The organism is Xanthobacter wiegelii (assembly GCF_043193855.2).
Taxonomy (GTDB): domain Bacteria; phylum Pseudomonadota; class Alphaproteobacteria; order Rhizobiales; family Xanthobacteraceae; genus Xanthobacter; species Xanthobacter flavus_A.
This window is the reverse complement of the sequence record NZ_CM195529.1, coordinates 1,534,361-1,556,379: the sequence shown is the minus strand read 5'-3', so window position 1 is coordinate 1,556,379 and position 22,019 is coordinate 1,534,361. Positions and strand designations below refer to the sequence as shown.

The window sequence follows — 22,019 nt, the reverse complement described above, 5'->3', positions numbered from 1 at the left end:
TCCCGGCCGCCGCCGATCAATAGCAACTCGTCGCCACCAGCACCGGTGCCAGCGTGAAGACCGTCGCTACAAGACCGATCCAGACGCCGATGCGGGGGATCGCGGCCTGCTCGCGCAGACTCCGGTGCACCGGCCCGAGCAAGGCAATGCACGTCACTATCCCGGCCAGCCAGATCGCCAGCACCAGAGCCGTCTGAACACTCAACGGCCCCAGGTCGACAGCCGACCAGCCCAGTTGGCAGCCGAGCCCGTTCAGCCCATATGCCGCCGTGAAGGTGGCGGCCCAGACCGTCGGGCCCGCGATCAGCCAGGCCAGCCACCGGACGCCGTCGTCGTTGTTGGTCATGCCTGCACCGCCTGTGCCCAGATGCCGGCCATGCCCAATCCGCTCACCACAACGGTGAAGCCCTGCCAGACGCTCCAGGTCCGCAGAGCGCCGGTTCGGCCCGGCCCCAGTTCGCCCCTGCGGGCTTCGTCCACCACATAGGCGCTGAACAGCGTCGCGACCGCGATGTGCAGTCCCGCATAGGCAACGATCGCTGCGCGCACCGCATCGGCGGCATGGCGGGTCGGGTCGGGAAGGTGTCCGACGACAAGCAGCGAAAAAACCAGCAGCGCGACCAGATTGGCGGCCGCGGCCGCGCGCAGGATGGCTGTGACTCGCCCGCCGCGATCGAGCCGTGCCAGCCCCCATCCGGCGCAGGCCGTGCCAGCCGCCAGGAGGGCGAGGACCATCGCCGCGCCCGCCCCCAAGACGGCCACATCGGGCGCCCAACGCGGCATGGCGGGACCAGGAGAGACAAGCGAGAGAAAGGCCAGCCCGAACAGGAGCGAGGCGAAGAAGGTCGCGTTCGCGAACAGCAAGCAGTGCATGCCGCTCAGCGTCAGCGTCGTTCCAAGGCGGGGACGGACCGGCAGGCTTAATCCCGGCGCGACGTCGATGTCCGCCCCACTCGCTGCCTCAGGCATCCGCCGGGCCCATAGCCAGATGAGGCCCGCGACCGGGACGAGCGCCAGAGCGGCGACCGTATAAAGGCTCGCCAGAACCAGAAGCACGAAGCCGCAGATGACGAGTGCAAGGGCCAGCGGCAACGCCGTGTTTGACGGCAGCAGCGCGACGTGCTCGGGGCGTGCTGCCCCGACTGAAGTCACGAGGATCTCGCGCTGGCCGCGCGGCGCGCCGGGCAGGTAGCCCTCGCCCCGCGCCAGCGGAAGCATGGCCTCCCGGGCGCTCACCGCCTGCAGCGCGGGGCAGGGAATTGAGGCGAAATTGTAGTTCGGCGGGGGCAGCGCCATCGCCCAGTCCAGCGTCGGCGCATCCCATGGGTCGCGCGGGCTGCGCTTGCCCAGCAGCGCCTGCAGGACGAGATCCATGAGGAAAACGGCGAAACCGATGGTCATGACGAAGCCGAAGAAGGAGGAGGTGAGGTTCAGCCAGACCCATTCGGGATTGTCGGGATAGGTGGGGATGCGACGCGGCATGCCCATCAGCCCGGTCAGGTGCATGATGAAGAAGGTCCCGTGGAAGCCGACAAGGACGATCCAGAACGCTGCCTCTCCCAGCCCGCGGATGCGCCGCCGGCCGGTCATCAGCGGCATCCACCAGGTCACGCCCGCCATCATCGGGAACACGAAGCCGCCGATCAGGACGTAGTGCAGATGCGCCGTCACGAAGGCGGTGTCATGCGCCTGCCAGTTGAAGGGCACGACCGCCAGCATCACGCCGGTGAGACCGCCCATCACGAAGGTGAGAAAGAAGCCGAGCACGTAGAACATCGGCAGCTTCAGCTCGGGCCGGCCGCGCCACAGGGTGCCGATCCAGGCGAAGATCTGCACGGCGGTGGGCACTGCGACCAACATCGAGGCGGCGGAGAAGAAGGCCAGCGCCAGATGCGGGATGCCCACCGTAAACATGTGGTGGACCCACAGCCCGAAGCTCAGGAAGACCATGCCGAGGATCGCGGCGACGATGGCGCCGTAGCCGACGATCCGCGTGCGGCAAAGCGCCGGAATGACGGTGGAGAGCACGCCCGCGGCCGGCAGGAAGATGATGTAGACCTCCGGATGGCCGAATAGCCAGAAGAGGTGCTGCCACAGCAGCGGATCGCCGCCCCGCTTCGGATCGAAGAAGGGCCAGCCGAATGCGCGTTCCAGCTCCAGCAGCACTGAACCGAGGATGAGCGGGGGAAAGCCGGCCAGCATCATCGCCGCGGTTCCCAAAATGTACCAGGCGAACAGCGGCATCTGCGTCAGCTTCATGCCGGGCGCCCTGAGGCGCAGGATCGAGACCATTAGCTCGATCGCCGCCGAGAGGGCGGAAATCTCGACGAAAGTGACGCCCAGCAGCCAGATGTCGGCATTGACCCCCGGCGAATAGGTGCGCCCCGACAAAGGCGCGTACATGAACCAGCCTTCTCCGGGTGCTACCCCGGCCAGCAGGGCCACGACGAGGATCGTTCCGCCGAGCAGATAGCACCAGTAGCCGAGCGCGGAGAGGCGGGGGAAAGCCAGATCGCGGGTGCCGAGCATCTTCGGCAGCAGATACATCGCCAACCCTTCCAGGAGCGGGATGGCGAACAGGAACATCATGATGCTGCCGTGCATCGTGAAGAACTGGTTGTAGATGGCCTTGTCGAGGAAGGCGCTGTGCTGGGTCGACAGTTGCGCCCGGATCAGCATGGCGAGGATGCCACCGATGCCGAAAAACACGAACGCCGTCGCTATGAAGCGCAGCCCGAGCGTGGTGTGGCTCACTGCGGTGATCTGGCCCCATAGCCCCGGATCGTTGCGCCAGACCCTGTCTAGCTCACGATGCAGGAGCAGGGCCTCGCGGGGCGCGTTGCCGGGGGGAGCCGTGCCGGTAGCGCCGGAGACGGGGGTCGTCATGGGCGGCCCTCCTGCGCGCGGGGCGGCCAGTCGGCGGGATCGTGCGCAATGACGCGGAAGCGCATCTCCGCATGATCCTGCCCGCAAAACTCGGCGCAGACGCCGTCGTAGGTACCTGGGCGATGCGCCTCGATGCGGAGGCGGTTCTGCCGCCCCGGGATCGCATCCATCTTTCCGCCGAGCTGTGGCACCCAGAAGGAGTGGATCACATCCTCGGAGGTGATGAGGACGTCCACCGGTTGGCCGGCCGGAATGTGCAGGACGGCGTCCGTGTTCACGGGACCGCCCGCTCCGGGATGGGTGAACGTCCACGACCATTGCCGAGCATGGGCGCGCACTTCGAGCGCCGTGCCGTGCGGCAGAATCCGCTCGCCCACCCAGAGCGCCGCTCCGAGCAGCACGGTCAGGATGGTCAGGGAAAACATGACGCCGAGCCCCACGGTCCAGCGCTTGTCGGGAATTTCGCGCGGGCGGCCGAAGCCGATCGCGACCATGGCGAGGACAAGCAGCGTGAGCGCCGCGGCGCCCGCGAGCATCACCCTCAGCAGCCAGACGATCTCCTGCGCGACGGGACCGGAAGGGGAGAACGTGGACAACGGGCCTTGGCATGCTGCCAGCAAAAGGGGAACCGCCAGCAGGGCTCCATACTTCACCGCAGAAGGCGGAGCCGCGGATCTCCTATGGATACAAGACCCGAACTGACCGACCCGCTGGCCGAACGCCGAGCTTTGCAGGATACCGAAACCAGGATCGCTCTGGCAGGCCACCCGCTTCACGCGATGCTCGTCTCCTTTCCGATCGCCCTGTCCTTCAGCACGCTCGGTGCCGACCTCCTCTATATGTGGACCGGAAACGACTTCTGGGCGGAGGCGGCCGGCTACGCGATCTTCGGCGCCTTCGCTCTCGGCGTCCTCGCGGGCATCACCGGCACGGCCGAACTGCTGTTGGTACGCGGCATCCGGAACCGCTCCGCAAGCTGGACGCATTTCATCCTCGCCGTGATGCTGCTCTCGATCCTCGGCGCAAACTGGATCATCCGCATCGGCGATCCGGAAGGCGCGGTGCTGCCGGTCGGGCTCGCTCTGTCGCTCCTCTCGGCTGGCATGACCGCCCTGACGGGCTGGCATGGCGGCAAGCTGGTCTTCGATTATCAAATCGGCACAAGGGTCGAGGGGATCGAACGGCCCTGAGGCACGCGCAGGTCGCGCGGCAGGGCTTCGATCAGGGGCTGCAGATCGGGCTTGGCGAGGACGAGGTAAAGCACCGCCGCCATGCAGGTGAGACTCGCCGGCAGAGAGGCGAGCGCCAGCGGCATCGAATAGGATCCGCGCTCTTCTGCAGAGCGCGTCGCCAAATGTCCAAGCCAGGCGTGGATGAGAACCATGGCCGCCACGACGGCGAGCTTGGCCATCAGCCAGGGCGCCGTCAGCCCGCGGGCGAAGATCAACACCGTCCCGGCGGCGATGGCGACGATGGCGGCCGGGGTGACGATGCGCGTATAGGCTGCGTGGACCAGCAGCCGGAATTCGGAAAACCCCGCCTGCGTGCGGACTTCTTCGCGCCGGCCATAGATCTGGAGGATGACCGGGAGCACCACCAGGCCGGCGCACCACAGGCTTAGCGCGACGATATGGATTCCCTTCATCAGGGCGATCATGGTAGCGCCAGCTCCCGCCAACTGTGCCGCAAGAGCAGCGCGCCGAGCAGCGCGAGCGGAAGCATTCCTGGAACCCACATGACAAGGCCCGCAAGCTGCTGATCGGCGAGGGCATCGAGGCCGTAGGTGGTTACGAACGGCGCGTGTTGCGGGTAGAGGATGCGCGGGGAGAAGGTAAGCAGGGCGGCGATCAGGCCCATCTGGCCCGTCAATGCCAGGACAGAGCCGGTCGCAGCAACGCGTTCGCGCGGGCGCTCCGCGTGGAGAACATGGGACCAAAACGCCCAGGCCGACCCGACCAGTCCTGCCTGCATCAGCCAATAGATGGCCGGGTCGTTCCAGGCCAGAGTATAGGCGGCTGGCAGGTGCCACAGCCAAAGGCACACCGAAAGGCCGATGAACCCGGCCACATGCGTCCCCGACCGCCGGATGGGGAAGGCCAGGGCCAGCGCTGGCGCCGCGGCGAGAATGAGAAGCAGATGATGCAGACCCCGCGCAGCGAACAGCACGACCGTTAGCGCGCATAGGGGCGAAACGAACGCAACCAACAGCATTGCGGAGGCGAAGACCACCGCCCCCCGGCGCGGCGCTGGGATGAAAGCTGCGGCCACCAGCGGAAAGGCCGCTAGGCTGAGCGGCAATGGCGCAAAATTCCAGGCCGTCGAGACGACTTCTGGGGCTGGACCGCAATAGGGGACAATCTCGTCCAAGGCGGTTTCCTGACCAAACGACAATGCTGGGACCGGGCCCGACGCCGGCGAAGCGAACCGCTACTGCTCGTTACCTAGCTTCCCCGAACGCACAGCGGTTTCGCGCCAACCGCGATGAAGGTTGAGCGTGACCGCCTCCCATCGAAACGATCCGCCGCCCCGTCCGGTTCCGCAGAAAAGCGTTTAGGCCGGGGCCTTCTGCCGCGCCGCAAAGCCGCCGGGCGCTTCGGCCTTTAGGTACTCAGCGAACGCGTACCAATAGGCCAGCGCAACGAGAGCGCCCCCGACCATATTGCCAAGGGTCGTGGGAGCGATATTGCCGAACATGGCGGCGATCGAAAGCGGCCCCCCGCCGGCTCCGTCGCAAGCTGCACCATGTAGCCGTAAGGCAGCAGGTCATGTTGGCGACGGAGGGTTCGAGCCCGACAGCAACGAAGGCCGCAATCGGAAGCACGAGCCCAGCGATCTTCTGCGTCACCGTCCGGCCCGCGTAGCCCAGCCATACGCCAGTCCCTGCGGCGGCAAGATCAATCGGGATGGATGCGCACCGGGACCGACTTGGCCGCCGGGGTCTTGCTCTGCTCGTCGTGATGGGACAGCGGAATCAGGGCGTTGCACTCGGGGTAATAGGAGGCACAGGTCCCGGGAGGAATTTCGTAGTCGATCACCTGAAAGCCGCCCATCGAGCGGTGCCTGCCGTCATCGACGGCGGTCTCGATGCGCGCCATGCCGCCTTCGGTAAGGCCGAGACGAACGCGGTCGTCACGGTTCATCATGATGATCATGCGCGACCCGCTGAGGCCCCGCAGGCGGTCGACGTAGCCGTAGATCGTGGTGTTGAACTGGTCGTTGGAGCGCAGGGTGATCAGCCGCAGAATGTCTGCGTCCTCCCCGCGGTCGAAGCTGGAGGACAAGGCACCCGGCAGCTTGAAGTTTGCCTTGCCGTTGGGCGTGGTCCATTCGCGATCGCGGGCTGGAACCGGGCGTGGAAAGCCGCCGGGCGTGTCGAGGCGGGCGTTGAAGTCGCGGAAGTCGTCCGGAAACGTCTTCTCAATGGCGTCGCGCACGAGAGCGTAATCGCCAACCCAACTGTCCCAGGGCACGCGTGGATTTGGCGGCAGCGTCGCCTTGGCGATCTCCGCGATGATCCGTGGCTCCGACAGAAGGGTGTCAGCCGCCGGCTCGAACTTGCCGTGGGAGCCGTGGATACAGGTGGTGGAGTCCTCGATCGTCACGATCTGCGGGCCGCTCTCCTGCTGATCGATCTCCGATCGCACGAGCGTGGGCAGCAGGTAGGTCGTCTTGGCCGTGACGAGGTGGGTCCGGTTCAGCTTGGTGGCCACTTGGACGGACAGGTCCACCCCGCGCCACTTCTCCTCCATCAGCGTGCGGTCGGGGATCGCCCGCACGAAATTGCCGCCGAGCCCGACGAAGGCGCGAACCCGGCCTTCCACGATGGCTTCGCAGGCCTCGACGGTGTTCATCCCGTCTTTGCGCGGCGGATCGAAGCCGAACTGCTCGGCCAGCCGATCGAGCGGCACCAGTTCAGCCTTCTCGGCGATGCCCACGGTCCGCTGCCCCTGCACGTTGGAATGCCCCCGAACCGGACAGATGCCGGCGCCCGGCTTGCCGATCTGCCCGCGCATGAGGAGGAGGTTAACGAGGGTCTGGATGTTGTCCACGCCGAGGCGATGCTGGGTCAGTCCCATGCCATAGATGGCGATCACTGATTCCGCGCGGGCAAAGGTGAGCGCCGCCGCCTCGAGCGCAGCGTGCTGCAGGCCGGATTCGATGAGGATCTCGTCCCAGGAGGTTGTCCGGACGAGGGTTTCGAAGGCCTCGAAGCCGTCGGTGTGGTCTGCGAGGAAGCCGACGTCCAACACGCGCGCGGCGCCGGCTTCCCGGGCCTCGTCGTCCATCTTCAGAAGCGCCTTGGCGATGCCGATCATGGCGGCGATGTCGCCGCCGGCGCGTACCTGGTAATATTGTGTGGCGATAGTGGTCGGGCTGTTCTTCAGCATCTGGACGGGACGCTGGGGATTGACGAATTCTTCCCACCCCTTTTCGCGCAAGGGGTTGAACACCACGATGGGGACGTCGCGCTCTCGCGCCTCTTGGAGGCTGTGGAGCAGCCGCGGCGCGTTTGTGCCCACGTTCTGTCCGAAAGAAAAGATGCAGTCTGTCTTTTCGAAGTCCTTGAGCAGCACCGTACCAACGGGAGTCCCGATGCTCTGCGGCAGGGCCACGGATGTGGTTTCGTGGCACATGTTAGAGCTGTCGGGCAGATTGTTGTTACCGTACAGGCGCGCAAGCAGCTGATACATGTAGGAGGCTTCGAGGCACGCACGCCCGGAGGCATAGAAGACCACGTCCTCCGGTGGGTAGGACTTGAGCTTCTCTCCGATTTCCCGGAATGCCTCGTCCCAGTCCACGGCGACATAGCTGTCGGTGACTGCGTCGTATCTCATGGGGTGGGTGAGGCGTCCGGCATTCTCCAGATCGTAGTCGGACCATCCGAGCAACTCGGTCACCGTACGCCGGGAGAAAAATTCCGGCGTGGTGCGGTTGGATGTCAGGTCCCAAAACGTCGCCTTAGCACCGTTTTCGCAGAATTCCGCCGTATGGGGACTAGCAGGCTTGGCCCATGCGCAACCGGTGCACATGTATCCGCCCGTCTTGTTGTGGTCCTTGAGCAGGGCTGAAACGGTGTGAAGCGCGCGCTGCTCGGTCGAATGTTTCAGGAGCGACTTTGCGGAACCCCATCCCCCGACGGGTTGATCGTAGGATTCATGGTGGGCCCGTTCCGTCATGCCATTCTCCCTGCGCTTCACAGGGGCCAATGACGTGATGGCCACAATGTTCCCTTAGGTAAGATCCACGGCGACACTTCCATGTGAGTCCCTCCCCCCGTTCCGGAGAAAGGCAGCCCCGGCTCAGGTCGCCGGCAAGCGGATCTAACGGCCCAGCACCGGCTGAGCGTCGGAGAGGATGCGGCGGACCCTCCTGGTCCACCTGCCGCTCGCAGGCGAAGGCTGCGTCGGCCTCAAGGCCGGCGTTCTCATGCACGCCGTGGAAGGTGAGCCTCAGGCTGAGCGCCTCCACCAGCGCGGTACGCACGGATTTGCGCCTGTGTGATGGAGTTGCAGCGCCAGCACCAGCAGCTTCCGGTGGGGTAGCGCGGGCTGGCGCGATCGACGCTCAGGGCCTTGCACGCCCGACGCAGGCTCACCCCGTGCTCGGCACAGGCAAGGGCCACGGCTTTACGCCTCGCATCGGGCGTCTCCATTTTTGCGGCGACATCCTTCAGGATGGCGTTGTCCAGCATCTGCTCGGCGAGCAGCTTCTTCAGGCGGGCGTTCTCATCCTCAAGCGCCTTCAGCCGGCGGGCATCGGACACGTCCATGCCCCCGTACCTCGCCTTGAACTTGTAGAAGGTGGCCGAGGAGATGCCGTGCTTGCGGCAGACGTCGGCGGTCTTTGCTCCCGCCTCCTGCCCCTTCAGCATCCCAATGATCTGTTCCTCAGTGAACCGTGAGGCACGAATCGTCCGTCTCCGTGTCGACGGACTCGATCCAAATCTGGAGGAGGATTAGGGTCGCAGGTCAGTTCTCTGAACCGCCCCGGATTTTGCCAGAGGCTATTTGGTTTAAGTTATGCGGCCATGCGCTCTTCGTCGAGCATGGAATAGTATCGTTCCTCGGCTTCCGCTGGCGCGATATTACCGATTGGCTCCAGCAGGGGCCGATTGTTGGACCAGTCGACCCGTTCCGAGGGTCGAGTATTCTACGGGTTCGAGGGATCGCCATAGCCCACGCCGATGGATGACCTCGGCCTTGTTGAGACCATTAATGGTCTCGGCCAAAGCGTTGTCATAACTGTTGCCGACGCTGCCGACCAAGGGCTCTATCCCGGCTTCGGCGAGGCGCTCGGTGTACGTGATGGACACGTACTGCGATCCGCGATCACTATGGTGGACCAGGCCCCCACGATGAACCGGCCGGCGATCTTGAAGCGCCGGGTCGAGCGCATCCAGCACAAAGCTGACATGCGCCGTCCGACTGACGCCCACCCTACGATATAGCGCGCGAAACCGTCGATCACGAAAGCGACGTAGACGAACCCCGCCCATGTCGCGACATAGGTGAAATCCGACACCCAGAGCCTGTTCGGCGATGGCGCATGGAACTGGCGGTTGACGGGATCGAGCGCGCACATGGCTGCCTTGTCGCCGATCGTCGTGCAAACCGGCCAGCCCCGGATCACGCCTGCTAGGCCCATCTCACGCATGAGCCGCTCGACGGTACAGCGGGCTACGGAAAAACCTCCCGTATCATCTGCCGCCACACCTTGCGCACGCCGTAGACCGCGAAGTTCTCGGCGAACAGGGCCGCGTTGCCGCCGCCGATGACGAGAACGTCGGGCATGGATGAGGGTGTCGTCACGCCATGGGCTCCGCTGCAACGTTTCGTCCCGCAAGCCAGCCGAATGTCAAAGCGGGACCGAGCGTGATCCCCGGCCCCGGATAGGCACCTTCCATGATGGAGGCCATATCGTTGCCGCAGGCATACAGGCCAGGGATCGGTTTGCCGTCGACCGCCAGCACGCGCGCCTCTTCATCGGTGACGATGCCTGCCGACATGCCGAGATCGGCAGGCATCACGGCGACGGCGTAGAACGGCGCAGTCGTCAGCGGCGCGACGCAGGGATTGGGCTGCTGGTCGGCGTCGCCGAGCGATCGCTGATAGATATTGCAGCCGCGCCCGAACGCCGGATCTTCGCCGCAATCGGCGTGCGCGTTGAACGTGGCGATGGTGCGTTCCAGTTCGTCGGGTGGGACACCAATCAGCTGGGCGAGCGCGCCGATCGTATCAGCGCACTTGAGATAGCCCGACGTGACGTCTGCCCGCACCGAGGCGGCAAACGGCTTGATCTTGCCGAGCCCGTACTTCCAGAGGAAGCGGCTGTCGCAGATCAGCCAGGCCGGGATTGCGCTGCTGGCATGCGCCAGCTGGGCACGGACGAATTCGTGATAGGACACGGCCTCGTTGACAAAACGCCGTCCATGGCTATCGACGGCGATCAGACCCGGCTTGGCGCGGTCTGTCACCGTGTGCGGATAGACACCGCGGCTGCCGTCCGCCCGCGTAAAGGTCGAAGCCGGTACCCAGAAGGCGCCATCGCGTGTCGGCGCTGAGAGCTGGGCTCCGATCGCCGTCGCCAACCGCGCCCCGCGCGGTGCGGTGCCGGGACACACCGTCGCCGTCAGCGCGCCTGCGCTATCCGGGACGAAGGCGCGGCGCAGTTCCCCATCGTGCGAGATGCCGCCGGTGGCGAGCACGATACCGCGGCGCGCGCCCACGCGCCCCGCGCGCGCCGCCGCATCCCGCGTTTCCAGCACCGCGATGCGACCGTTCCCACCCGCTTGCAGCGCTTCTACCGTCATGCCGGTGCGAAGGGTGACGCCGAGATCGATGACGGATTTCAGCAACCGCGCTACGAGGGCATTGCCGAGGTAAAGCGTGGTGCCGCGGCGGGCGCCAAGACGCTGCACGCCGTATCTGAACAGCAGTTTTGCCACGTGCAACGCTGCTCGCGGTGACTTCGTCATACGGCGCAGGTGCGGAATGTCCTGACGGCTAATCATCATGCCGCCGAACAGGGTGAATTCCGGCAGCGGATCGCGCACCAGCGCGAAGGCCTTGCCGAGGACGCGCGCATCGAACGGGACGGGTTCGAGCACGCGCCCGCCTGACGTCGCACCGGGCAGATCGGGATAATAGTCGGGATAGGTGACGACCGGCTGCAGGCGCAGGCTGGTGCGCGCTTCCAGATCGCGGATCGCCGCGTCGCCGCTCGCCAGGAAGGCCTCCAGCCGCGTCCGGTCGGTGCCGGGCACAGTTGCCGCGAGATAGGTGCGCGCCGCCTCAAGACTGTCTGGACACTGCCCGGAAGCCTTGTGGTTGGCCGGAATCCATACCATTCCGCCGGAGATTGCCGTCGTGCCACCGACGACATCGGCCTGCTCAAGCAGCAGGACCGAGCAGCCCCGCGCCGCCGCGGTGCTCGCGGCGGTGAGGCCGCCGGCACCCGCGCCCACCACGACGACGTCGAAGACCTCGTCCGGTGCATCAGGACCCGATGATGTCATACCATTCCGCCATTCGGCTGCACGATCTGGCCCTGCACCCAGGATGCCTGCTCGGAGGCGAGGAAGCGCACGACCTCCGCAATCTCTTCCGGACGGCCGATACGGTTGAATGGACTGAAGCCGGCCATGCGTTGCTTGGCTTCGTCGGTCTTGCCCGCGTTGAAGAGGTCGGTGTCCACCGGCCCCGGAGCCACGGCGTTGACGCGCACGCCACGGCCTGACAGTTCCTTCGCCATCGCGCGCACCAGGCTTTCCACGGCGGCCTTGGTCGCCGTATATGGGCCGGTGCCGGGAACGGCGTGGCGTACCAGCGACGTCGTGACGGCCACGATCGCGCCGCCGTCCTTCACCCGGCGCGCGGATTCGGCGAGCACGTTGAACGCGCCGACGACATTGATGTCGATCAGCTGGCGGAAGTGGTCCGGACTGAAGCTCACCATCGGCGCGCCGGGCACGTTGACGCCGGCATTGGCGATGACAGCCTGCGGCGCGGCGCCGAAATCGGCTTCGACCTCATCGAACACCTTGGCCACCGACGCCGCATCGCGGATGTCGGCCTGATAGCTCTTGCCGGAGGCCGGGGCGGAGGCTTGGGTCGAATAGGTCGAGGCGACCTGCCAGCCGGCGTCGGAAAAAGCCTTGACGCAGGCGGCACCGATGCCGCGCGAACCGCCGAAAATGAGCACTACGGGAGATGACGTCGTCATAAGATGGTCCTCTAGAAAAGGGGATGGGGAGGACACCGGCGGTTCGAGCGCGACAGATGAAACTCATCCGGCGTGCGCCGCCCGAACCACCCCTCTTTGATCCGCCGGATCGCGCGCGATGGCATGGCGCACAGGCGCAGGCGGCAGAGCGATCCTGACGGGCTGTCCCGTCAGGAGGACGGTGGACCGGCCATTCGTTCCCGCGTCGCCACGATGGTTGCCTCGATGCCGCTTTGAAGATCGTAGCGTGGCGCATAGCCAAGCTCGGTCCTCGCCCGGCTGATATCGAGGGCGCCTTTCAGCGCGCTCAAGATCCGGCCGCCGTGGTGATACGGGCCATTGTCGCCGACCGTGATCCTTGCCCCTGGAACGGCCCGGTTGACCGCCTCCGCGGTGTCACGCAGCGTGGGAGAGACGCCCGTCGCGATATTGTAGGCGTCATAGGTGTGCTTGGGCTTGTCGAGCGCCAGCAACGCGCCGGCGACCGTGTCGTCGATGTAGACCTGATCGACCGCGAAGGTCCCGCCATCGGCCTGGTGGAAGGGTTCCCCGCGCAGGGCCGCCTCGACGAACGTCCGCGGCATCCGTAGGCGCGGCAGATGCGGGCCGTAGACCCAGCAGGTCCGCACATTGATGCATTCGAGGCCGTGCTCGCGGGAATAGACCCGGCCGTAATGTTCGGCAGCAAGTTTGGTGAGGCCGTAGACGCTGAGGGGCGTCTGCGGATGATCCTCGTCGATCACGGGCGCGCGGAAATCGCCATAGGTCTCCTCGGTGCTGATATGGATGACCCGCTTCACGCCGCCGAGGCGCATGGCCTCGAACAGGTTGATGGAGCCCTCCACGTTGACGCGCTGGGCTTTGATCGGAATGTCCGCCGCCTGGACCACGCCGACGATCGCGGCGGCGTGGATCACCGCATCGGGTCGATAGGTCTCGAACAGGTGAACCACCTGATGCCACTCGCCCAGATCGGCGATCGCAGTCGCCAGCTGCGGCTGGTGCGCCGCGAGCGCGGCGATCGCGGGCGACACCGCGATATCGGTCGCAACGACCGCATCGCCCCGCTTCAGCAGGGCCTCCACGATGGCGCTGCCGAGCCAGCCGCTGGCGCCGGTGACGAGAATTTTCTTTGCCATGGTGACCCCCCGTCACCGCGGCTGCGGCTCGTCGTCCGTCGGCGGCGAGGTGATCACGAGGAATGTCAGTGTATCGGTTCCGGTGCAGTGGAACTCATGCACGACACCGGGCGGAATGTAGGTCACGTCATTGGCGCGCACGAGGCGGCGCTCGCCGTCGACGGTCAGAATGCCTTCGCCGCTCAGCACGTGATAGATCTGCTCCTGGACCTTGTGCGAATGACTTTCCACATGGGCACCGGGCTCGTAGCACGAGATGCGATGGTCGAAGAACCGGCTGCCGACGGTCTCGGGCGTCACGATCGCCTTCGAGAGCGCCTGATTGAAGTGCCCCGGATATTGGATCCAGAGCAGTTCGGCGAGATTCCGGGTGACCGCATATTTCTTTTCGCCGGCATCGGCGAAGGCGTTCGGTTCGGGAGAGACGAAGGTCATTGATAACTCCTCAAGAGAATGCTGGGAGGCCGGCAAGCAGGTGGCGCTGGTCATGTTCGGCGACGAAGCCCAGACCTTCGGCCGCGTGGGACAGGTCATAAAGCGGCGCGAAGGGTTGGCGGGAATAGACGTCCCGATCGCGAATTTCGACGGCTCCGCCATGCAGCCGGCGCAGCCGGTCTAGGGTCGGCTCGGGCGACAGCGTCACCTGCGCCGACAGGTAGAAGCGCTCGAACGCGCCCGGCTCCATCTGAAGTTCGAAGGCGAGCCGGAAGGCACGGGCGAGATCGCGCGGGTCGATGTGGTGATGCAACGGGCCGCCGCCGGCCGATGACGGGCCTCCCACCATCGGGCCGCGGTAGCGATCCGGATCCCTGGCCCGCGCCACGATCTCGCCCGCCATTTCGGGATAGGCGACGAAAACGGTGCGCAGCGCCACCGCCGAGAGGCCGCGTAGCGCGTAGGCGCGAACGAGGTCTTCTCCGGCCACCTTGCTGATGGCATAGGGATCGGTTGCGAGGAGCGGATGATCGAGATCGAGCGGCGCATAATGCGGCGCCAGCATCCGGCCCTCGCGCACCGTATAGCCTGCCACGGAATCGCTTGAGCAGAAAACCACGCGCCCGACGCCTGCCGCTTCCGCCGCGTCGAGCACGGTATATGTGCCGAGCAGGTTGACGCGCATGATGGTCTGGCCGTCACCCGACCAGATATTCGGTATAGCCGCCAGGTGCAGGACGCCATCGGCTCCGGCCATGGCGCGCTGCACCAGTTCGGGCGACGTCACATCGCCCACGTGCCAGTCGATATGGGCATCGCCGGCGCGCCGATCGAGACCCCGCACATGATGGCCATGCGCCATCAGTTCGCGCACGACGAACCGCCCCAGCAATCCGGCGGCCCCGGTGACGAGAATGGTGCTCATGGGACAACTCCGGCCGTGCACGGCACGAAGCCGAGGGGCTCCAGCGCGCGATGGCTGCTCAGGATGGCGGCATCGGGATCCTGGCCGATGATCTCCAGGGTGGTGGCGCCCTCGAAGCCGACCGCGTCGAGCGCCTTGGCGACCTCGGCAAACGGCACGGTTCCGGTCCCGATCGGGTCATGACGCCATTTGTCCTGCCCGGTATCGGACAAATGCACGATCCGCAGCAGATCGGCGAGTTGCCGGATGCCCGCGGCAGGGTCTTCCCCGATGAAATGCGCGTTGGCCGCGTCGTAGCACACCCCGATCGCCGGCGAGGTGTATCCGCGCACAAACCGTTCCAACGCAGCCGCATCCGGAAAGGCGGCAAACGGCACGTTCTCAATCGCGAGGCCGACGCCACGGTCCTCGGCATGGGGCAACAGCTTGCCTATGCCATCGCCGACCCAGCCGGTGCGATCCGCGACGCTCGGCGGAAACAGCGGGCTCATCCGCCCCGGCACCACCACCACCGTCCCGGCACCGATATCGGCGGCAAGATCGATGGTGTCCTCGAACATTTTCACCGACGCTGCCCGCACGCGCGCGAACGGGCTGGCGAGGTTGTGGTCGAGGCTCGGCAGGTTGATCGCGGTCTTGTAGGCGCCTGCATCCTGCAGAATCGCACGCAGCTCGCGCCGCGCGGCTGGTCCGAAATCGTCGAACGACAGATGCGGGGGCTGCAGCAGGAACTCGATCTGGCGATAGCCGAGCCGCCCCAGACGGCGCACGCACGCGGCCGCCGGGGTGGACCAGATATAGCCGTAGGTGTTGATGCCGATGTCGCGCGCCATCAGACCGCCCGCAATTCGGTTGGAGCCAGATCGGCGACCTTGGTGATGCCCAGCAGCCGCTCCTGCAGCGCGATATCGCCCGCCAGCGTTTCGGCATCGCCGCTGAACGCCACCTTGCCGCTGACCAGCACGTAGGCCCGATCAGCCATCGCCAGAACGCTCTCGGCGTGATGTTCAACGATCACGAGGCTGGCCTTCCGGGTGAGCTTGGCGACAGCCTCACGGACCTCCTGCACGACGGCGGGCGCGAGGCCTTCGAACGGCTCATCGAGCAGGATCAGACGGCTCGGCACCATGAGTGCGCGCGAAATCGCGACCATCTGGCGTTCGCCCCCGGAGAGGTTTTCGGCCCGTTGCCGCATCAGCCCCCGCAATTTCGGGAACAGATCGCAGATTTCCTCCTGTGAAGCGCCGCCGCGCCGCGCCGCCAGCTTGAGATTCTCCTCGACCGTCAGGTTGGGGAACAAGCGACGGCCTTCGGGCACCAGCGATATGCCCAGGCGATTGATTTCGTCGGGGCGCAGCCCGCTGATCTCCTTGCCGTCGAAGGTGATCCGCCCCGCGGCCAGCGGCAGCACGCCGGTGATCGCCCGCAGCGACGTGGTCTTGCCGACGCCGTTGCGACCCAGCAGGGCGACGACTTCTCCCGGCTGGACCACGAGATCCAGACCATCGAGGACGGTGCCTCCGCCATAGCCGGCGAAAATGCCTTCGACCTTGAGCAGCGGAGCCGCGGACGCAGGGGACGTGGGGACCGGACGATCCGCGGCGGCCCGCGGTGGCGGCAGTGCCTTGCCATGGGCACTGCCCAGGTAGGCTGCGATCACCTCCGGATGCCCGGCCACCTCGGACGGCTTGCCATCGGCGATCAATCGGCCCTGATGCAGCACGGTGATGCGGTCCGACATGGACAGGACGCGGTCGATGTCGTGCTCGATGAGCAGCACCGCGTAGGACTTCGCGAGGCGCTGGATCAGGCGGCTGACGACCTTGCGATCGGACTCGGCAAGGCCGGCCAGCGGTTCGTCGAGCAACAGAAGCTTGGCTTCCGTCGCCAGCGACACAGCGATTTCCAGCAGGCGCTTTTCGCCGTGCGCGAGCGATGCGCACGTCTCTCCCGCCCGGTCCGCGAGGCCCACGGCATCGAGCAGCGACCACACTTTGGCGTTTGCGGCTTCGTTGTCATAGGCGTCATTCCAGTAGCCGCCCCACTGGCGCTGCGCGGCCTGCACCGCGATACGCACGTTCTCAAAGGTCGTGAGGTTGGGAAATACGCTCAGGATCTGGAACGAACGCGACATGCCGAGCCGCGCCCGCTTGTGCGGCGCCAGATGCTGGATCGGCTCGCCTTCGAACAGGATGGCGCCGGCATCGATCTTGTGAACGCCGGTAAGGAGATTGAACAAGGTCGTCTTGCCAGCGCCGTTGGGACCGATCAGGCTGTGCAGGCCGATCCGGCTCACCTCCAGCGAGACTGACTCTTGGGTGACGATCGAGCCGAAGCGCTTCGACACGTTCTGGATCAGGAGAATTGGCGCCGAAGAGTCCGAAACGACCGCCTGGGCCGATGTGAGCGGCGCAATCTTCGACGGACGGGGCGGGATCACCGACCGCGTCAGCGTCCAGCGGCTGCGCCCGATCAGGCGCTGGAAGATGCCTTGCACGCCTTCATGGGACAGCAGGGCAAAGGCGATGATGATGGGGGCGAAGAGCAGCCACCAGTTTTCAGTGAACGCGCTGAGGCGGTCTTCAAGCGTGATGAAGATGATGGCGCCCCACAGCGGACCCAGGAAGTGGTGCACGCCGCCCAGCGCCGCCATCAGCACCGGGTCGCCGGCATGCTGCCAGCTCAGATTGTTGGCATAGACGCCTTGCAGCAGCAGCGACATGAGGCCACCCGCCACGCCGATGACGCCGCCCGCGACGATGAGCGCGATCAGCTTCGTGCGGTAGGTGTCGAAGCCGAGGCTCGATACGCGCTGCTCGTTGTCGCGGATCGCCTGCATCAACCGTCCGAACGGTGCGTGAGCCAGGCGCCACATGACCCAGCAACTTCCCAGAACCGTGACCAGCGCGAAGATGTGGAACGACACCGCCGAACCGAACAGCGGCCGCTCGACATTCTGCAGGCCGTTCTCGCCGCCGGTCACGCTGGTCCATTTGAACGCGATTTCGAAAGCGATCTGCGAGCAGGCGAGCGTCAGCAACGAGAAATAAAGGCCGCGCCGCCGCAGGATGATGGCACCGACAACCAGGGCCAGAAGCAGCGAGAACAGCGCGGCGATGATGATGCCGGTGATCTCGTTGCCACCGAGCATGCCGCTGCCGATGGCAAGGGCGTAACTGGCGCAGCCAAAGAAGAAGGAGGCGCCGAACGGGACAAGTCCGACATAGCCGATCAGGAAGTTCACACCGCCGGCATAGAGCGTGTAGATGGCGATCTGGGTGATGCGATGGATCGGCATGCCCGTGGCGAGCGCGATGCCCGTCGCCGCGATCAGCACCACCGACATGATGAAGATGGGGTGGTCCCAGAGGCGGTACAGAATTGAGCGACCATTTGTCATTCGAATCGCTCCCAGCGCTCGCCGAACAGGCCGCGCGGCCGAAGCAGCATGATTGCAAACATCAGGACGTACATCGAAGCTGCGGCAGCCTCGGGCTTGAACTGGATTGTGAGTGACGTGACGATGCCGACGGCGAGGCCGGCCACGACCGCGCCACGAAACGATCCGAGACCGCCGATGGCCACGACGACGAAGGCCGGCATCACCGCATTCGCCGCCATCGACGGCGAGACGGTCCAGAGCGGGGCCGCAAGCACGCCGGCAATGGCCGCCAGCCCGCAGCCAAGGCCGAACACCGCCGTCAAAACGCGCGGCAGGTTGATGCCCAGCAGTTCCACCATTTCGGGATCCCGGCTGCCGGCGCGCAGAACCCGGCCATAGGGCGTCCAGGCCAGAAAGGCCCAAAGGCCGAGCAGGGTCGCGATGGTGGCGCCGAGCACGGCGACGCGATACTTGGTGATCAGCAGCGGCCCGGCCTCGACGATCCCGAGCAGGGCCGGCGGTGCGTTGAAGGGCTTGCCATCCGCCCCCCAGATATAGCGGATCAGCGCTTCGATCAGCAGAGCAAGCGCGAACGTCACGATCAGGCTCAGCAACGGCTCCTTGCCGTAGAGGCGACGGATGATCGTCACCTCCACGAGCATGCCCACCAATCCGACCAGGAGCGGCGCAAAGATCACCGCCGGCCAGCCGAACAGCTGGAACAATTGCCAGGCCGCGTAGGCACCCAGCGCAAAGAACGCGCCGTGCGCGAAATTGATCACGCCGAGCAGTCCGAACGTGATGGAAAGTCCCACGGCAATCAGGACGTAGATGAAGCCAAGGACAAGACCGTTGGCTGTCTGTGAGACGAGGGTGTCAAGCATGTTTCCATCCGTTCGGAAGCTGCGACGAAACAGGGCGCCGTGCGACCTGACGGCTCAGAGAGGCGGCATGTTGCAGCCAACCTCTTCCTTGGTGCCGAACGCCGCCTCGGTACTGGCAGCCGAGTCGGACGTATTCTTCAGAACATCGAAATAGTCCCACTTGTCGGTGATTTGCTTCTTGACGCCGACGATGACGGCGGGACGCACCATCTGGTGATCCCATTCGCGGAAGAAGAATGGGAAGGCCTCTTCGGTGTTCTTCCACTTCTCCAGCTGGGTCACGATCGCCTTCGGATCCGTGGACTTGGCGGCCTCGATCGATTCGAGCAGGGCACGCATGCCGATCCAGCCCGACCACGTCTTGTCGGACGGCGGCTCGTGATACTTCTTCTCGAAATCGGCGGTCATCTTCTTTTCCGCCGCCGTATTCTTCGGATTGTTGTAATACCACGGCTTCACATAGATGCCGGTCGACGCCTGGGCGCCCACGTCCCAGAAATCGGTGTCGGTCACGGCGATGGCGGCGTAGGGGATCTTGTCCTTCATCCCCATCTCGTTCCACTGCTTGAGGAAGTTCGAGAAATCGCCGCCCACGAGGCCGCCGACGACGACATCAGGCTTCGCCTGGCGGATCTTCAGGATGTAGGAGCTGTAGTCGGCCGTATTGATCGGAACTTCATCGACGCCAACTTCAGTTGCGCCCACTTTCTTGAGCAGCGCGCGCGAGGCGCGGAGAATGTCCTGCCCGAACGCATAGGACGCCGTGATGAAGTACACCTTCTTGCCGATCTGCGAGACGTAAGGCATCAGGCCTTCCATCTGGACCGGCACGGTCGCCTGGGTCCGGAATGTATAGCGGCTGCAGCTCTTTCCGGTGATCTCGCTGGCCGCAGCGCCGGTCAGGATCAGCGGGATCTTCTCGCGATTGGCGACACTCATCATCGCCAGTGCCGACGAGCTATAGTTGCCACCGACGACCGCAACCACTTTGCTCTCGTCGACCAGCCTCTGCATGTTCTGCTGAGAAACTTGCGGATTGGGCTCGTCGAGCCACACCAGCTCAATGGGACGACCGAGCACCTTGCCGCCGGCCTGCTCCACGGCGAGTTCGCTGCCGCGCTGCAGATACTGGCCGATGGCTGCGCCGGGACCCTGTTTCGAATAGATCAGGCCAATGCGGATGGGCTCTGCGGACTGCGCATAAGCAGCCCCAAGGCCCAACGTCGAGAGCGCCATGGCGCCGGCAATGGCACCGATGAAGGCTCTTCGCTGAGTAGGACTTTTCGTCATGTTGTTCTCCTCCCGTATTATTTGGTGTTTTGCTTCAGCTCGTGCGGTGGGGTTTGCCGAAGACTGGTTCTTTGAAGGGGATGGGGGGCAATTCCCATGTGCCGGTCGACGGCGGCCGCACCTCCGCATCGACATGCACGTCGATCACACAGGGGCGACGATTCTTGATCGCCGCCTCGACGGCGCCACGCAGATCCTCGCTGCGGGTGACGGTCACGCCGTCGGCGCCACAGGCGCGCGCCCAGGCCGCAAAATCGGGATTGTAACGATCGCCGCCGGGGCCCTGGTTGCCCTTGTAGAAGGCGGTGCCAAGTTCGCGGCCTTCGAACAGGCCGTATTGCAGGTCGCGGATGGCGCCCCAGGCGAAGTTGTTCCACACGATCCAGATGCAGGGCAGATCATATTCGACCGCCGTGGCGACCACATAGGGCGCCATCATGAAGCCGCCGTCGCCGACCACCGCCACGCAGGGACGATCGGGCGCCGCCAGCTGCGCGCCAAGGATGCCACAGACGCCGAAGCCCATGGACGAATAGCCCCAGCTGTTCAGCATGCTCTGCGAGCGCCTAGGCTTCCAGAACTGCATGAACCAATTGTGGTGCACACCGGAATCGAGCGAGAGGATGACATCGTCGGGCAGGACGTCGAGCAGCGCGCCGACGACATACTCCGGCCGGATCGGCGTCGTCACCGAACTGAAGTTGGGGCGCACGAACGCCTCCCACTCGGCAACCCATTTCGCCACGTCCTCGCGCCATGGCGCAAAGGCTTCGCGGGTGATCTCGGGATGCTCCGGCAGCGCGGCAATCATCTGGGCGGCGAACGCCTTGGCGTCGGCGATGATGCCGAGGGTCGGCGGATAGTTGCGGCCGAGCTCCGCCGGATCGATATCCACCTGCAGCAGCTTCGTGTGCGGGAAGTTCCAGGAGTAGCCGGGATGCCAGCTCGACGACGAGCGATCGTCAAAGCGCGTGCCAATGCAGATCACCAGATCCGCGAAACGGCCGGCCTGGTTGGCCGGATAGGCCCCATTTCGACCGATGAAGCCGAGCGTGAGGGGGTCATCGGCGGGAACACAACCCATGCCATTCGGCGACGTGATGACCGGGATGCCCAGCTTGTGCTGCAATTCCGCGATCTCGGGACCCGCTTCCGCGAGCGTCGTACCGTGACCAATGAAGAAGACGGGACGCTTCGCGCTCGACAGGAGATCGAGTGCCGCCGCCACATCGTCCGCGCTGGCGCTGGGACGATGCCCCCCATGCACATGGGACAGGGGCGGGAGCTCGACGTCGTCTTCCTCCTGGAAAACGTTATAGGGGATGTCGAGGTTGACCGGTCCGGGACGGCCCGTGACCATGGTATCGAAGCCCTGACGCAGTGCCAGGGGCAGCATGTCGACGCGGCTGGGCTGGAACGAGCGCTTCACCACCGGGCGAAGAACCTGGGCGAAGTCGGCCTGGTTATGCGCGTACAGCTCCTGGAACGGCCCGCGATTGGCCTGGGAGGTCGGCACGTTGGCGGTGATGGCCATGAAGGTGGAGGAATCCGCCAGCGCCGTCGCGAGCGACATCACCATGTTGGCCGACCCCGGCCCGGTCGATGTCAGCGTGGCGACGGGTTGATGCTTCACGCGGAAATATGCGTCCGCCATATGCCCGGCGCACTGCTCATGACGCGGGGACACCAGCTTGACCTTGTCGCGGACTGCGTGCAGCGCGTCCAGGATGCCGACGTTACCGTGTCCGCAGATCCCAAAGACGAAGGGCACGTTCTGCTTGACAAGATACTCGGCGATGACTTCGCCACCCTTCATTTTTGCCATAATTTTTTCCTGTGGTTCTTGGTCGCCAAGC

18 protein-coding genes and 2 pseudogenes are annotated in these 22,019 nt (G+C 65.3%); 1 reads left to right on the top strand and 19 read right to left on the bottom strand.

Translation table 11 applies throughout. From position 1 onward, the window contains the following. Window positions 1–16: 16 nt before the first annotated feature. From V5F63_RS07160 to coxB, 3 genes are read right to left on the bottom strand one after another with little or no spacing between them, the layout of a single operon-like run. The gene (locus V5F63_RS07160) at window positions 17–346 is read right to left on the bottom strand and encodes a hypothetical protein (RefSeq protein WP_394102142.1); all 330 of its coding nucleotides are present in this window, start codon (window positions 344–346) and stop codon (window positions 17–19) included. Next, complete coding sequence (ctaD, locus tag V5F63_RS07155) at window positions 343–2,886, bottom strand: cytochrome c oxidase subunit I (RefSeq protein ID WP_394102143.1); 2,544 nt, start codon at window positions 2,884–2,886, stop codon at window positions 343–345. Before ctaD ends, V5F63_RS07160 begins: the two co-directional genes overlap by 4 nt. Next, entirely contained in the window at window positions 2,883–3,662 is a 780-nt protein-coding gene (gene coxB, locus V5F63_RS07150) for a cytochrome c oxidase subunit II (protein ID WP_394029054.1), read from the bottom strand. Before coxB ends, ctaD begins: the two co-directional genes overlap by 4 nt. A gap of 3 nt (window positions 3,663–3,665) precedes the next feature. On the opposite strand from coxB, the gene V5F63_RS07145 reads away from it, so the two are divergent. Next, the gene (locus V5F63_RS07145; RefSeq protein ID WP_394102144.1) at window positions 3,666–4,076 is read left to right on the top strand and encodes a DUF2231 domain-containing protein; all 411 of its coding nucleotides are present in this window, start codon (window positions 3,666–3,668) and stop codon (window positions 4,074–4,076) included. Here the strand turns inward: V5F63_RS07145 and V5F63_RS07140 are convergent. The 16 genes and pseudogenes from V5F63_RS07140 to V5F63_RS07065 all read right to left on the bottom strand — a co-directional run bounded on the left by V5F63_RS07140 (window position 4,037) and on the right by V5F63_RS07065 (window position 21,988). Beyond that, window positions 4,037–4,543, bottom strand: a complete 507-nt coding sequence (locus tag V5F63_RS07140) for a CopD family protein (protein WP_209488381.1) — start codon at window positions 4,541–4,543, stop codon at window positions 4,037–4,039. The two genes, V5F63_RS07145 and V5F63_RS07140, sit on opposite strands and share 40 nt — an antisense overlap. Continuing rightward, window positions 4,540–5,253 carry a cytochrome c oxidase assembly protein gene (locus tag V5F63_RS07135; RefSeq protein ID WP_394102145.1) on the bottom strand — a complete coding sequence of 238 codons (714 nt, stop codon included), beginning with the start codon at window positions 5,251–5,253 and terminating at the stop codon, window positions 4,540–4,542. The genes V5F63_RS07140 and V5F63_RS07135 overlap by 4 nt, the downstream gene beginning before the upstream one ends. A gap of 241 nt (window positions 5,254–5,494) precedes the next feature. Beyond that, window positions 5,495–5,752 (bottom strand): hypothetical protein, encoded by a 258-nt coding sequence (locus V5F63_RS07130; protein ID WP_394029106.1) that lies wholly within the window; start codon window positions 5,750–5,752, stop codon window positions 5,495–5,497. 28 nt (window positions 5,753–5,780) lie between these two features. Further along, window positions 5,781–8,063, bottom strand: a complete 2,283-nt coding sequence (locus tag V5F63_RS07125; RefSeq protein WP_394102146.1) for an FdhF/YdeP family oxidoreductase — start codon at window positions 8,061–8,063, stop codon at window positions 5,781–5,783. Window positions 8,064–8,425: 362 nt separating this feature from the next. Then, window positions 8,426–8,797 (bottom strand): annotated as a pseudogene (locus V5F63_RS07120) (transposase); the annotation flags it as partial. Between the two features lie 107 nt (window positions 8,798–8,904). Beyond that, window positions 8,905–9,629 (bottom strand): annotated as a pseudogene (locus V5F63_RS07115) (IS3 family transposase); the annotation flags it as partial. A 62-nt stretch (window positions 9,630–9,691) separates the two neighbouring features. Next, the gene (locus tag V5F63_RS07110; protein ID WP_394102148.1) at window positions 9,692–11,401 is read right to left on the bottom strand and encodes an FAD-dependent oxidoreductase; all 1,710 of its coding nucleotides are present in this window, start codon (window positions 11,399–11,401) and stop codon (window positions 9,692–9,694) included. After that, the gene (locus V5F63_RS07105; protein WP_394102149.1) at window positions 11,398–12,087 is read right to left on the bottom strand and encodes an SDR family oxidoreductase; all 690 of its coding nucleotides are present in this window, start codon (window positions 12,085–12,087) and stop codon (window positions 11,398–11,400) included. The genes V5F63_RS07110 and V5F63_RS07105 overlap by 4 nt, the downstream gene beginning before the upstream one ends. Window positions 12,088–12,278: 191 nt before the next feature. Next, entirely contained in the window at window positions 12,279–13,247 is a 969-nt protein-coding gene (locus V5F63_RS07100) for an NAD-dependent epimerase/dehydratase family protein (RefSeq protein WP_394102150.1), read from the bottom strand. A 12-nt stretch (window positions 13,248–13,259) separates the two neighbouring features. Continuing rightward, window positions 13,260–13,682 carry a cupin domain-containing protein gene (locus V5F63_RS07095; protein ID WP_209488377.1) on the bottom strand — a complete coding sequence of 141 codons (423 nt, stop codon included), beginning with the start codon at window positions 13,680–13,682 and terminating at the stop codon, window positions 13,260–13,262. A gap of 10 nt (window positions 13,683–13,692) precedes the next feature. Further along, a complete protein-coding gene (locus tag V5F63_RS07090) occupies window positions 13,693–14,607 on the bottom strand; it encodes an NAD-dependent epimerase/dehydratase family protein (protein WP_394102152.1) in 915 nt (304 codons plus the stop codon). Next, on the bottom strand, window positions 14,604–15,440 hold the full coding sequence (locus tag V5F63_RS07085; protein ID WP_209488375.1) for a sugar phosphate isomerase/epimerase family protein: 837 nt from the start codon (window positions 15,438–15,440) through the stop codon (window positions 14,604–14,606). Before V5F63_RS07085 ends, V5F63_RS07090 begins: the two co-directional genes overlap by 4 nt. After that, the gene (locus tag V5F63_RS07080; RefSeq protein ID WP_394102153.1) at window positions 15,440–18,007 is read right to left on the bottom strand and encodes a branched-chain amino acid ABC transporter ATP-binding protein/permease; all 2,568 of its coding nucleotides are present in this window, start codon (window positions 18,005–18,007) and stop codon (window positions 15,440–15,442) included. Before V5F63_RS07080 ends, V5F63_RS07085 begins: the two co-directional genes overlap by 1 nt. Beyond that, a complete protein-coding gene (locus tag V5F63_RS07075) occupies window positions 18,004–18,873 on the bottom strand; it encodes a branched-chain amino acid ABC transporter permease (RefSeq protein ID WP_209488373.1) in 870 nt (289 codons plus the stop codon). Before V5F63_RS07075 ends, V5F63_RS07080 begins: the two co-directional genes overlap by 4 nt. Before the next feature lie 54 nt (window positions 18,874–18,927). Then, complete coding sequence (locus V5F63_RS07070) at window positions 18,928–20,163, bottom strand: ABC transporter substrate-binding protein (protein ID WP_394029046.1); 1,236 nt, start codon at window positions 20,161–20,163, stop codon at window positions 18,928–18,930. Window positions 20,164–20,197: 34 nt separating this feature from the next. After that, entirely contained in the window at window positions 20,198–21,988 is a 1,791-nt protein-coding gene (locus V5F63_RS07065; protein WP_394102154.1) for a thiamine pyrophosphate-binding protein, read from the bottom strand. Between the last annotated feature and the right edge of the window lie 31 nt (window positions 21,989–22,019).